14 protein-coding genes are annotated in these 12,316 nt (G+C 73.1%); 7 read left to right on the forward strand and 7 right to left on the reverse strand.

Annotation, left to right across the window (positions count from 1 at the left end; genetic code table 11):
• Positions 1-83: 83 nt before the first annotated feature.
• From KSNIM_RS30250 to KSNIM_RS30265, 4 genes are all read left to right on the forward strand, one after another.
• Complete coding sequence (locus KSNIM_RS30250; RefSeq protein ID WP_263106302.1) at positions 84-860, forward strand: metallophosphoesterase; 777 nt, start codon at positions 84-86, stop codon at positions 858-860.
• 50 nt (positions 861-910) lie between these two features.
• On the forward strand, positions 911-1,774 hold the full coding sequence (locus tag KSNIM_RS30255; protein WP_263106303.1) for an SMP-30/gluconolactonase/LRE family protein: 864 nt from the start codon (positions 911-913) through the stop codon (positions 1,772-1,774).
• Between the two features lie 180 nt (positions 1,775-1,954).
• Entirely contained in the window at positions 1,955-2,152 is a 198-nt protein-coding gene (locus tag KSNIM_RS30260) for a hypothetical protein (protein ID WP_263106304.1), read from the forward strand.
• Between the two features lie 2 nt (positions 2,153-2,154).
• Entirely contained in the window at positions 2,155-2,499 is a 345-nt protein-coding gene (locus tag KSNIM_RS30265) for an ArsR/SmtB family transcription factor (RefSeq protein ID WP_263106305.1), read from the forward strand.
• Between the two features lie 25 nt (positions 2,500-2,524).
• Here KSNIM_RS30265 and KSNIM_RS30270 read toward each other — a convergent pair whose 3' ends face one another.
• Positions 2,525-2,872: an ArsR/SmtB family transcription factor gene (locus KSNIM_RS30270; protein ID WP_263106306.1), complete on the reverse strand. Its 348-nt coding sequence runs from the start codon at positions 2,870-2,872 to the stop codon at positions 2,525-2,527.
• Between the two features lie 108 nt (positions 2,873-2,980).
• Here KSNIM_RS30270 and KSNIM_RS30275 point away from each other — a divergent pair, with 108 nt between their 5' ends.
• On the forward strand, positions 2,981-4,075 hold the full coding sequence (locus tag KSNIM_RS30275; protein ID WP_263106307.1) for an NADH:flavin oxidoreductase/NADH oxidase: 1,095 nt from the start codon (positions 2,981-2,983) through the stop codon (positions 4,073-4,075).
• A gap of 7 nt (positions 4,076-4,082) precedes the next feature.
• Here KSNIM_RS30275 and KSNIM_RS30280 read toward each other — a convergent pair whose 3' ends face one another.
• Both KSNIM_RS30280 and KSNIM_RS30285 read right to left on the reverse strand, forming a co-directional pair.
• The gene (locus KSNIM_RS30280) at positions 4,083-4,412 is read right to left on the reverse strand and encodes a hypothetical protein (RefSeq protein ID WP_263106308.1); all 330 of its coding nucleotides are present in this window, start codon (positions 4,410-4,412) and stop codon (positions 4,083-4,085) included.
• Positions 4,413-4,566: 154 nt separating this feature from the next.
• Positions 4,567-5,262 carry a FadR/GntR family transcriptional regulator gene (locus tag KSNIM_RS30285; protein ID WP_263106309.1) on the reverse strand — a complete coding sequence of 232 codons (696 nt, stop codon included), beginning with the start codon at positions 5,260-5,262 and terminating at the stop codon, positions 4,567-4,569.
• A 112-nt stretch (positions 5,263-5,374) separates the two neighbouring features.
• On the opposite strand from KSNIM_RS30285, the gene KSNIM_RS30290 reads away from it, so the two are divergent.
• Together KSNIM_RS30290 and KSNIM_RS30295 are read left to right on the forward strand one after the other, a co-directional pair.
• Positions 5,375-5,935, forward strand: a complete 561-nt coding sequence (locus tag KSNIM_RS30290; RefSeq protein WP_263106310.1) for a gluconokinase — start codon at positions 5,375-5,377, stop codon at positions 5,933-5,935.
• 11 nt (positions 5,936-5,946) lie between these two features.
• Positions 5,947-7,440: a GntP family permease gene (locus KSNIM_RS30295; protein WP_411543895.1), complete on the forward strand. Its 1,494-nt coding sequence runs from the start codon at positions 5,947-5,949 to the stop codon at positions 7,438-7,440.
• A gap of 152 nt (positions 7,441-7,592) precedes the next feature.
• On the opposite strand, the gene KSNIM_RS30300 is transcribed toward KSNIM_RS30295, so the two are convergent.
• From KSNIM_RS30300 to KSNIM_RS30315, 4 genes are all read right to left on the reverse strand, one after another.
• On the reverse strand, positions 7,593-7,889 hold the full coding sequence (locus tag KSNIM_RS30300; RefSeq protein ID WP_263106312.1) for a hypothetical protein: 297 nt from the start codon (positions 7,887-7,889) through the stop codon (positions 7,593-7,595).
• Positions 7,890-8,058: 169 nt separating this feature from the next.
• Positions 8,059-9,654 (reverse strand): glycerol-3-phosphate dehydrogenase/oxidase, encoded by a 1,596-nt coding sequence (locus KSNIM_RS30305; RefSeq protein ID WP_263106313.1) that lies wholly within the window; start codon positions 9,652-9,654, stop codon positions 8,059-8,061.
• A 148-nt stretch (positions 9,655-9,802) separates the two neighbouring features.
• A complete protein-coding gene (gene glpK / locus KSNIM_RS30310; protein WP_263106314.1) occupies positions 9,803-11,335 on the reverse strand; it encodes a glycerol kinase GlpK in 1,533 nt (510 codons plus the stop codon).
• A gap of 93 nt (positions 11,336-11,428) precedes the next feature.
• Entirely contained in the window at positions 11,429-12,148 is a 720-nt protein-coding gene (locus tag KSNIM_RS30315) for an MIP/aquaporin family protein (protein ID WP_263106315.1), read from the reverse strand.
• Positions 12,149-12,316 lie beyond the last annotated feature (168 nt).

The raw sequence follows: 12,316 nt of genomic DNA on the forward strand, positions 1-12,316 counted from the left end.
GGCGCGCCGCCCGGCGGCCGGCGCGTCCCCCTGACCCGCCCGCGAGCCGCGCCCCCGTTCCATCGACTCCTGGAGGCCCCTGCATGCCGGTGATCGCCCACCTCAGCGACATCCACCTCGGCCAGGTCCGTTCCGGCCCGGACGGCCCGGACGGCGGCGCCCGGGCCGAGGCCCGGGCGGCGCAGGTGATGGCCTACCTGGAGGCGGTTCCCGGCCCGATCGACGCCGTGCTGGTCACCGGCGACATCGCCGACCACGGCCTCGCCGAGGAGTACGCCACGGCGGCCCGGGTGCTCGCCTCCGACCGGTGGCCGGTGCTGACCTGCCCGGGCAACCACGACGTCCGCGAGGTGTACCGGGCAGCGCTGCTCGGCGAGGAGCCGTCCGCGGGCCCGGTGAACCGGCTGCACGAACTCCCCGGCCTCACGGCGCTGATGTGCGACTCCAGCGTTCCCGGACGGAACGAGGGGCGGTTCGACCAGGAGACCCTCGGCTGGCTGGACACCACCCTCAGCCGTGTCCGCCGGGACGTCCCCGCCGTGGTCGCCTTCCACCACCCGCCGGTGGAGCTGCACCTGCCGCTCGTCGACCCGATCCGGCTCCTCGACGAGGAGCGCCTCGCCGCCGTGCTGCGCTGTCACCCGCAGGTCGCCGCCGTGCTCTGCGGCCATGCGCACACCCCGGCGGCCGCCCGGTTCGCCGGTCTGCCGCTGGCCGTCGCACCCGGCGTGGTCTCCACCGCCGTTCTGCCCTTCGAAGGCGGCGAGGAGCTGGTGTTCGACCACCCGCCGATGGTTTCCTTCCATATTCTGGACGCGCAGCACAGGCTGACCACGCATCACCGCATCGTTCTCTCCTGAGACCGGGCCGCCCCCACCGGCCACCCGCACCCGCCCGACCAGGAGCCCCCATGCCCCGCACCCTGTACGCCGAGCCGGTCGTCCGCGACCGCGCCCACCTCAACGAGAGCCCGCTCTGGGACGACCGTCACCAGGTCCTGCGCTGGGTCGACATCCTGGCCGGCCGGGTGCACGGCTGGGACCCGGCGACCGGGGAGCGGACCCTGTTCGAGGCCGGCCTGCCGGTCGGTGCGGTGGCGCTGCGCCAGTCCGGCGGACTCGTCCTGGCCGTCGCCGACGGCTTCGCGGTCCTCGACGGCGAGCAGCTGACCCGGATCGCCGACCTCGACTCCGAGGACGGCGAGCTGCGGATGAACGACGCCGTCTGCGACCCCGAGGGCCGGCTGCTCGCCGGCACCATGGCGTACTCGCACGAGCCGGGCCGTGGCACCCTGCACCGCCTGGACCCGGACCACACCGTGCACACCGCCCTGTCGTCGGTCACCATCTCCAACGGCCTCGACTGGTCCCTCGACGGCGCGACCGCCTACTACGCGGACAGTCCGACCCGCGAGGTCCGCGCCTACCGCTACCACGAGGGCCGGCTCCTCGACCCCCGCCCCTTCGTGACCACCGAGCACGGCGTGCCGGACGGCCTCGCGGTCGACGCCGAGGGCGGGGTGTGGGTCGCCGTGGCCTTCAGCGGTACGGTCCGCCGCTACCTGCCGGACGGCACCCTCGACACGGTCGTCCGTGTCCCGGCCACCGTGACCACCAGCTGCGCCTTCGGCGGCCCCGGCCTGGACACGCTCTACATCACCACCGCCACCGAGAACCTCACTCCCGCGCAGCTCGCCGAACAGCCGCTGGCCGGCGGGGTGTTCGCCTGCTCGCCGGGGGTCCGCGGCCGGGCCGCGAACCGCTTCCGCGGCTGACCGGACGGCGGCCGCACCGGGCGGCGGAGGCCGGTGCGGCGGCGCCGGTACACCTTCCGATGGGCGAGGTGTCGTACTCGGTCGGAAACTTGAAGAAGTCTTCCCAGTCTTGGATGCTGGACCCCCCGGGGCCGTCCCCGGGCGGTGGGCCGGCGCCGCTGCCGGCATCGGAGGTCAGCCGTGACGGACCTGTTCCGCGAGGAGCTCGGGGCGCAGTTGATCCGGGCCCGCGACGACCTCGCCGCCGCGAGGGAGGCGGGCGACGACGACGGTGTGCAGGCCTACCGGGGGCGGATCGCGAGTCTGCTGCGGATCGCCGCGCGCCACGGCGTCGAGTTGCCCCACACGCCGGACGAAGAGGAAGACGAGGACGACTGAGCATGCCGGTCCCGCTCTACCAGGCCAAGGCGGAGTTCTTCCGGACCCTCGGCCACCCGGCCCGCATCCGAGTCCTCGAACTCCTCCAGGACGGTCCGCGTCAGGTCCGTGAACTGCTCGCCGAGATGGACATCGAGCCGTCGAACCTCTCCCAGCAGCTGGCCGTGCTGCGCCGCACCAACCTCGTCACGGCGACCCGTGAGGGCAACACCGTGGTCTACGAGCTGAGCACCCCGGACGTCGCCGACCTGCTGCGTGCGGCGCGCCGGATCCTCACCGAGATGATCGCCGACCAGGGCGTGCTGCTGGCCGAACTCCGCAGCGGGGGCCGCGTCCCGACCGCCTGAGACCGGCCGCGCGCACGGCGGAACGTCACACCGGATGGCGGGACGCCCGGTGGCCGGCCACGACGCTGTCGAGCAGGCCGGGGAAGCGCGCGGCCAGGTCGTCGCTGCGCAGCGAGTTCATCCTGGAGGTGCCGCGTCGCACCTGCCGGATCACCCCGGCCTCCCGCAGCACCCGGAAGTGGTGGGTGAGCGTGGACTTGGCCACCGGTACGTCGAAGGCCAGGCAGTTGACCTCGTCGGTGCAGCCCGCCAGCGAGGAGACGATCCGCAGGCGGACGGGGTCGGCGAGCGCGTGCAGCACGGCTTCCAGACGGATCTCGCCGACGGCGGGCTCCGGGAGGGGCGCGCAGGCGTCGTGGCTGGTCTCGGTCACCCCCACATGGTACGAGAACCATCGTAGTTTGACAGGTCTCGTAGTACGAGAGTTATCGTACCGACCAGCATCAGCCCGCCGGCCCGCCCGGCCACCGAAGGAGCTGCCGTGAGCGCCCTGTTCGAGCCGATCACCCTCCGCTCGCTGACCGTGCCCAACCGGGTGTGGATGGCCCCGATGTGCATGTACTCCGCCGCGCCGGACGGCCCCGAGCAGGGCGTCGCCACCGACTTCCACCTCGCCCACCTCGGCGCCCGCGCCGCGGGCGGCGCCGGCCTGGTGATGACCGAGGCCACCGCCGTCCGCGCCGACGGCCGGATCTCCCCCTACGACCTCGGCCTGTGGAACGACCGGCAGCAGGAGGCGCTGGCCAGGATCGCCGCGCTGGTCACCGCCCATGGCGCGGTGCCCGCGATCCAGCTCGCCCACGCCGGCCGCAAGGCCGCCACCGGCCGCCCCAACGACGGCTCCAAGCCGCTGGCCGCGGCGGACGGCGGCTGGCAGCCGGTCGGCGCCTCGCCGATCGCCTTCGGCGGCGGCTACCCGGTCCCGGACGAGCTGACCACCGGGCAGATCGCAGAACTGGTGCAGGACTTCGCGGCCGCGGCCGTCCGCGCCGGGGAGGCCGGCTTCCGGGTCGCCGAGGTGCACGGCGCGCACGGCTACCTGATCCACTCCTTCCTCTCCCCGCACTCCAACCACCGCACCGACGGCTACGGCGGCTCCTTCGCCGGGCGCGCCCGGTTCGCGCTGGAGGTGGCCGCCGCCGTCCGCGCGGTCTGGCCGCAGGATCTGCCGGTCTTCTTCCGGGTCTCCGCCACCGACTGGCTGGACGGCGAGCCGGGCTGGACGCCCGAGGAGACCGTGCTGCTCGCCAAGGAACTGCAGGCCGTCGGCATCGACCTGGTCGACGTCTCCAGCGGCGGCAACGTCCAGAACGCCGCCATCGCGCTCGGCCCCGGCTACCAGGTGCCGTTCGCCGAGAAGGTCCGCACCGAGGCCGGCGTCCCGGTCAGCGCGGTCGGCCTGATCACCGAGCCCGCCCAGGCCGAGGAGGTCGTCGCCGCCGGCCGTGCCGACGCCGTCATGCTCGGCCGCGAGCTGCTGCGCCACCCGTACTGGCCGCTGCACGCCGCCCGCGAGCTCGGCGCCGAGCGCAGCTGGCCCCGCCAGTACGGCTACGCGGTCGGCGCGCGCGGCTGACCCGCCGTCAGCGCCAGACCCGGCTGCTCTCCAGCGGCGCCCGGCGACCGGCCGGGCGCCGCCGCGGTTCCCGGCTGCCCGCCAGCGGCGAGGCGGAGTTGGGGCCGCGCAGGCGCTGCGCCGCGATCTGGCGGGAGATCAGGATCTCCAGCAGGCTCCACGCCGTGCCGAACACCCCGAGGGCCATCAGGAGCAGCGCGGGTGCCAGCAGTGCGCTGCCCGCGTACGAGGCCAGTGTCGCCACGATCAGCGCCACCAGCGTCAGCGAGAGGCTGAACAGCGCGCGGACGGCGGCGGAGCGCACCTCGTCGGGCGGACGGCGGTCAACGGCGGACATCGGCGGGCCTCCCCGGCGCGGCGGACGTGACGAGCGCGGCGGGCGTGCTCCGGCGCACCCCGCCCGGCATCCACCACCCTGCCCCACCTCCGGCCCGCCATGCCCGGAAATCTCCGATTCACCCCGGAATCCGGCACTCCGCCCGTGGCGGCCGTCAGTCCAGCGTTGCGTTGAGCTCGTCGAGCGCCCCCGCCACGATGGTGCGCATCGACCGCTCCGCGAGCTCCGCGTCGCCCGCGCAGATCGCCTCCGCGACCTCCCGGTGCAACTGCACCGCGTACGGCCGCGGCTGGTGCGGCATCAGGTGGTGCTCGGTGCGGCCGGTCAGCACCGCGCCGACGGTGTCCTTCAGGTGCGCGAACATCTCGTTGCCGGAGGCGCGCAGCACGATCGCGTGGAAGGCGATGTCGTGCGCGAGGAAGGTCTCCAGGTCGGCGGCGCGCGCGGTGACGGTCAGCTCCACCGCCAGGGCGCTCAGCTCCCGGCGGTCGTCGTCGCTGGCGTGCACCGCGGCCAGTGCGGCCGCGGCCGGCTCCACCGCGACCCGCAGCGAGCCGAGCGAGCGCAGCTGGGCCGCCCGGTCGGCGCCGGCCAGTCGCCAGCGGATCACCAGGGGGTCGAAGACGTCCCACTCGGACTTGGGACGGACGGTGATCCCGACCCGCCGCTTCGGGGCGACCATGCGCATCGACTCGAGGATGCGGACGGCCTCGCGGACCACCGTGCGGGAGACCCGGAAGCGTTCCTCCAGCTCCTCGGTGCGCAGCACGGAGCCCTCGGGGATCTCGCCGCCGGCGATGGCGGGGCCGAGGTCGGCGAGCAGTCGGCCGGGCAGGCCCTGGATCTCCATCGGGCCAGACTATCGGGAAGTAAAAGTATGACGATTGTATTGCGGTCGCTTGAATAAGTCATACCTTTGCGCGAAGGTGAGCGCGGAACAGGCAGAAGAGGAGCACCACCCCATGGCTCTCAGCGTCGAGACCCAGCCGGCCGTCGACACCCGGCCGCCCGTCGTCGTCGTCGTGATGGGCGTGTCCGGCGTCGGCAAGACCACCGTCGCCCGGCTGCTCGCCGAGCGGCTCGGCCTGCCCGGCGCCGAGGCGGACGACTTCCACCCCGCCGGGAACATCGCCAAGATGAGCGCCGGCGTCCCGCTCGACGACCGTGACCGCGAGCCGTGGCTGCACGCCCTCGGCCGCTGGCTCGGCGAGCGGGCCGCCGCCGGCACCGGCGGGGTCGTCACCTGCTCGGCACTCAAGCGGCAGTACCGCGACACCCTGCGCGCGCACTGCCCGGACGCCTTCTTCCTGCACCTCAGCGGCGGCCACGGGCTGGTCCAGGACCGGCTCGCCCACCGCGTCGGCCACTTCATGCCGACCTCCCTCCTCGACTCCCAGTACGCGCTGCTCGAACCCCTCCAGCCGGACGAGCGCGGCGCCGTACTGGACGTCGGCCCCACCCCCGCAACCCTCGTCGAGTCGGCCGCAGCCCTGCTGGGCCATGTCAACGGAGACCTCGCGTGACCCCCACCTCCCTGCTCGCGGCCGCCGCACCGGCCCTGCCGCACACCGACAGCAACGGCAGACTGCTGCTCGCGGTGCTGCTCAGCATCGGCGCCATCGTGCTGCTGATCACCAAGCTGAAGCTGCACCCCTTCCTCGCCCTGACCCTCGGCTCCGGCCTGCTCGCGGCCGTCGCCGCGGCCCCCTTCGACAAGCTGCTCACCAGTTTCTCCACCGGCTTCGGCAGCACCGTCGCCGGCGTCGGCCTGCTCATCGGGCTCGGCGCGATGCTCGGCAAGCTGCTCGCCGACTCGGGCGGCGCCAACACCATTGCGGACACCGTGCTGGCCAGGACGGGCAAGCGCGGGCTGCCCTGGGCGATGGCGCTGATCGCGGCCGTGCTGGGCCTGCCGCTCTTCTTCGAGGTCGGCGTCGTCCTGCTGATCCCGATCGTGCTGCTGGTGGCCCGCCGCGGCAGCGTCCCGCTGATGCGGATCGGCATCCCCGCCCTCGCCGGACTCTCCGTCCTGCACGGCCTGGTGCCCCCGCACCCCGGCCCGCTGGTCGCGGTGGACGCGCTCAAGGCCGACCTCGGCGTCACCCTCGCCCTCGGCCTGCTGATCGCCGTCCCCACGCTGATCGTCGCCGGCCCGCTGTTCGCCCGGATCGCCGAGCGCTGGGTGGGCCCGCTCGAGGTGCCCGCCGCCCCCGGCTCCGGCAGCGACACCGCACCGGGCCCCCACGAGCCCGCCGCCGACGGGGACGCCACCCCGCACGGGACCACCCCGGCCGGCACCGGCTCCGGGACGGCGACCGCCACCCGTACGGCGCTGCCCACGGCCGTCCGCCCCGGGCACGCCCCGCGGTTCGGCGCCGTGCTCGGCACCATCCTGCTGCCCGTCGTGCTGATGCTCGGCAAGGCGCTGGTCGACGTCGTCGTCGACGACCCGAAGGCCGGCGTCCAGCGGTTCTTCGACTTCATCGGCTCGCCGCTGATCGCCCTGCTCGCCGCCGTGCTGCTCGCCATGGTCACCCTCGGCCGGGCGGCGGGCTTCACCAAGGGCCAGGTCTCCGACAGCGTCGCCAAGTCGCTCGGCCCGATCGCCGGCATCGTCTTCATCGTCGGCGCGGGCGGCGGCTTCAAGCAGACCCTGATCGACGTCGGCGTCGGCCAGGCCGTCAGCGAGTGGGCCACCGACTGGCACGTCTCCGCCCTGCTGCTCGGCTGGCTGATCGCCGTCCTGATCCGGCTCGCCACCGGCTCCGCCACGGTGGCCACCATCACCGCGGCCGGCATCGTCGCCCCGCTGGCCGCCGGCATGTCCAGCAGCCACTCCGCCCTGCTGGTCCTCGCGATCGGCGCCGGCTCGCTGTTCTTCTCGCACGTCAACGACGCGGGCTTCTGGCTGGTCAAGGAGTACTTCGGGATGAGCGTCGGCCAGACCGTGAAGTCCTGGTCGGCCATGGAGACGGTGATCTCGGTCGTCGCGATCGCCCTGATCCTGCCGCTCAGCCTGATCGTCTAGCGCCCGCCACGCGGACGCCCCGGGGCCCGTGCCCGCCGCCGTCGACCGGTGGCGGGCACGGGCCCCGGGGCGCGGGAGCTGCCCTCAAGGCGCTCGGGCGGTACCCCACGCACGCTTGGACCGTGCGTCCGGCCGCCCTGTGCGGCCACGCCCTACGGCGCGCCGGTCCGCTGCGCGAGCAGCTCCCCGAGCGGCGCGTCCGGCACCTTGCGCCACCGCTTCGGCCGCCGCCCTGCGGCCCGCTCCGCCACCTCGGCCGCCCGGTCCCCGGCCGTGCGGCCGTGCAGCGTCGCCAGGACGGTGCGGTGCAGCCGGCGGTTGGCGCTGTTCACCGCCCGCTTGCGGCGCCGGATGCTCCTGCGCGAGCTCTTGTCGTTCTCCCCGAAGGCGTTCCGGCGGTCCTTCAGGTAGCTCAGCCGCTTCTTCTCCCGCGGCGTCCTGCGCACCATGCACATCGCCCCCTTCCCCGCACCGACGCTAGGGCCGGGCGGCGAAGGGGGCGAACGCTTTTACCGGTACTGCCTACTTCTTCCCGCGCTTCGCGAGGCTGTGTGCTACTTCTTCCCGCGCTTCGCGAGGCTGTGTGCTACTTCTTCCCACGCTTCGCGAGGCTGTGTCCTACTTCTTCCCGCGCTTCGCGAGGAAGGTCTCGACCTCCTGGCGGACCTCCGGCGTGTCCAGGCCGCGCACCGTCATGGTGGTGCGGCGGCGCAGCACGTCGTCCACGGTGTACGCCCACTCGTTGTCGGCGGCGTAGGCGACCTGGGCCCAGACGTCCGGGCCGTCGGCGTGGATCGGCCGGCCGAGCTCCGGGTCCTGGGCGATCAGGTGGGCGATCTCGAAGGAGAGCGTGCCGTAGTGGCTGGCCAGGTGCTTGGCGACCAGCGGCTCCATCCGGGAGCCGGGCTCGCGGTCGACCAGCAGGCGGTGCGCGACGGCGTTCGGCGCGCCGACGCCGGGCAGCGGCACGGTCGCCGGGAAGGGCGACATGTCCTCGGCGAGGCCGGTGCCGGGCACGTGCTTGAGCTTCTCCAGCACGGCACGGCCGATGTGCCGGTAGGTCGTCCACTTGCCGCCGGCGACCGACAGCATGCCGCCGCGGCCCTCGGTGACCACGGTCTCGCGCTTGGCGGCGGCGGTGTCGCCGGGGCCGCCCGGCAGCACCCGCAGGCCGGCGAAGGCGTAGGTGATCAGGTCGCGGTCGAGGTGCTCGTCGCGGATGGCGTGGCCGGCCTCGTCCATGATCTGGTCGATGTCGGCCTCGGTGGCGCGGACGTCCAGCGGGTCGCCGGTGTACTCCTCGTCCGTGGTGCCGAGCAGGACGTGGTCCTCCCACGGGATCGCGAAGGAGACGCGGTACTTGTCGATCGGGATGGTGAGCGCCGCCCGCCACGGGGTGCGGCGCTTGACGACGACGTGCGCGCCCTTGGAGAGGCGGATCGACGGGGCGGCGCCCGCGTCCTCCATCTTGCGCAGGTGGTCGACCCAGGGGCCGGTGGCGTTGAGCACCAGGCGGGCGGAGACGCCGAACTCGGTGCCGTCCAGGCGGTCCCGCAGCTCGGCGCCGGAGACCCGGCCGCCGGTGAAGCGCAGGCCGGTGACCTCGGCGTGGTTGAGCACCACCGCGCCGGACTCGACCGCGGCACGCACCGTCATCACGGCGACCCGGGAGTCGTTCATCTGGTGGTCGCCGTAGACCGCGACCGAGCGCAGGCCCTCGGTGCGCAGCGCCGGCACCTGCTGGGCGGCGTGCGCGGCGGTGGAGACCCGGCCCATGCCGTCGCGGAAGGCGGACAGCGCCGAGTAGAGGAAGACGCCGGCGCCGAGCTTCGGGGCGCTGTGCGGGCCGCCCTTGTACACCGGCACGAAGAAGGTCAGCGGGTTGACCAGGTGCGGGGCGACGTCGGTGGCGAGCGCGCGGCGCTCCTTGTGGTTCTCGGCGACCAGCTTGACCGCGCCGGTCTGCAGGTAGCGCAGGCCGCCGTGGACGAGCTTGGAGGAGGCGCTGGAGGTGGCGCCGGCGAAGTCGCCCGCGTCGACCATGGCGACCTTCAGACCCGCCTGCGCCGCCGTCCAGGCGGTTGCGGTGCCGAGGATGCCGCCGCCGATCACCAGCAGGTCGTAGGTGGCCTTGCCGAGCAGCTCGCGGGTCTCGGCGCGGGTGGCGGTGCGGCCGGTGGTGTAGCCGGCGCCCAGAGTCGGAATGGTTGCCATGGTGTGTGTACGGCGGCCTGGTCGGGCTGCCGTGTCTCCTCTCGGGTGTGCGGTGCGGTCTCCGCCGGGAGACCGTGGCCGGCCCGGTGCGGCGGGCCGGAACGTCACGAAGGCCGGCCGGGGCGGCGCTGCCCCGGCCGGCTGTTCGTCAGCTCTGCTCGTCCTCCTCGACCCAGCCCATGGTGCGCTCCACGGCCTTGAGCCACTTCTTGTACTCGCGGTCGCGGGTGGCCTCGTCCATCCGCGGGGTCCACTCGGCGGCGCGGTGCCAGTTGGCCCGCAGGGTGTCGAGGTCGCTCCAGAAGCCGACCGCGAGGCCGGCCGCGTAGGCCGCGCCCAGCGCCGTGGTCTCGGCGACGTAGGGGCGCTCGACCGGGGCGTCCAGGACGTCCGCGATGTTCTGCATCAGCAGGTTGTTGGAGGTCATGCCGCCGTCGACCTTGAGGGCGGTGAGCTCCACGCCGGAGTCCTTCTGCATGGCGTCGACGACCTCGCGGGTCTGCCAGGCGGTGGCCTCCAGCACGGCCCGGGCCAGGTGGCCCTTGGTCACGTACCGGGTCAGGCCGGCGATCACACCGCGGGCGTCGGAGCGCCAGTACGGGGCGAACAGGCCGGAGAAGGCCGGGACGAAGTAGGCGCCGCCGTTGTCCTCGACGGTGGAGGCCAGGGTCTCGATCTCGGCCGCGGTCGAGATGATGCCCAGCTGGTCGCGGAGCCACTGCACCAGCGAACCGGTGACGGCGATCGAGCCCTCCAGGGCGTAGACCGGCTTCTGGTCGCCGATCCGGTAGCCGACCGTGGTCAGCAGGCCGTGGTAGGAGTTGACGACCTTCTCACCGGTGTTCAGCAGCAGGAAGGTGCCGGTGCCGTAGGTCGACTTGGCCTCGCCCTCGTCGAAGCAGGTCTGGCCGAACAGCGCGGCCTGCTGGTCGCCGAGCGCGGAGGCGACGGGCACGCCCTCCAGGTCGCCGATGGCGTGGCCGTAGACCTCGGCGGAGGAGCGGATCTCCGGGAGGACCGTCATCGGCACCTCCATGGACTCGGCGATCTTCTCGTCCCACTCGAGGGTGTGGAGGTTCATCAGCATGGTGCGGCTGGCGTTGGTCACGTCGGTGACGTGCTTGCCGCCGTTGACGCCGCCGGTCAGGTTCCAGATGACCCAGGTGTCCATGGTGCCGAAGAGGATGTCGCCGGCCTCGGCGCGCTCGCGCAGGCCCTCGACGTTGTCCAGCAGCCAGCGGATCTTCGGGCCGGCGAAGTAGCTGGCCAGCGGCAGGCCGGTCTCGCGGCGGTAGCGGTCCTGGCCGACGTTGCGGCCGAGCTCGCGGCAGAGCGCCTCGGTGCGGGTGTCCTGCCAGACCAGCGCGTTGTGGACGGGCTCACCGGTGTTCTTGTCCCACAGCACGGTGGTCTCGCGCTGGTTGGTGATGCCGATGGCGCGGATGTCGTCCTTGGTGAGGCCGGCCTTCTCCAGGGCCCCGCGGATCACCGACTGGACGCGGGTCCAGATCTCGGCGGCGTCGTGCTCGACCCAGCCCGGCTGCGGGAAGATCTGCGAGTGCTCCTGCTGGTCGACGGCGACGATCCGGCCGTCGGCGCCGAAGATGATGCAGCGGCTGGACGTGGTGCCCTGGTCGATCGCGGCGATGTAGTTCCCGGTGGGCGTGGTGCCAGAAGTCATGGGGTCCTCGGATCTGAATGAGGGCTTCAGGGACGGGCGGGCCTGACGTGGGGTCAGTCCCCGTGGGCGGGTGCCGGGCAAACCCGGTCGGGCTCAGAAGACGATGTGGTAGAAACCGCCGGCCAGCAGGCCGCCGATGGCCGGGCCGGCCACCGGGATCCACGCGTAGGACCAGTCCGAGCTGCCCTTGTTGGGGATCGGCAGCAGGGTGTGGGCGACGCGCGGGCCGAGGTCGCGGGCCGGGTTGATCGCGTAGCCGGTCGGGCCGCCGAGCGAGAGGCCGATGCCGACGACGGTGAGCGCAACGATCAGGATGCCGGTGCCGGAGAGGCCGAGGCCCTTGTTCAGGCCCTGGGTGAGGATGGCGAGGCAGAGCACGAAGGTGCCGATGATCTCGGTGAGCATGTTCTGGATCGGGTTCCGGATCTCGGGACCGGTCGAGAAGATGCCGAGGGTGGGCTCCTCGTTGGCCTGGAACTGGCCGAGGTAGGTGACCCAGACCAGGACGGCGCCGATGAACGCGCCGAGCATCTGGGAGCCGATGTAGAGCGGGACCTTGCTCCAGTCACCGCTCTCGGCGGCGATGGCCAGGGTGACCGCCGGGTTGAGGTGGGCGCCGGACTTGGGGGCCGACATGTAGGCGGCGATGAGGACGGCGAATCCCCAGCCGAAGGTGATGGCGAGCCAGCCGGCGTTGATCGCCTTCGACTTCTTGAGCGTGACCGCGGCGCAGACGCCGCCGCCGAGGAGTATCAGAGCGGCGGTGCCGAGGGTTTCGCCGACGAAGATGTCGCCGTTGGAGAAAGCGGACACAGAGACTCCCTTGTCCTGATGGCCCGGACGTGCGCGTGCGGGTGGGGGCAGGTGTTGCCGGGTCGATCCGGTGCGGGTGAGCGCAGTGGGAGCGGATCTTCCCGGCCGCCGTTCGACAATGTCGACCGACATGCGGAAGCTTCCACCGCGGCCACCCTCCACGTCAAG

This window comes from Kitasatospora sp. DSM 101779, assembly GCF_025655475.1.
In the GTDB taxonomy this organism is placed as follows: Bacteria; Actinomycetota; Actinomycetes; order Streptomycetales; family Streptomycetaceae; genus Kitasatospora.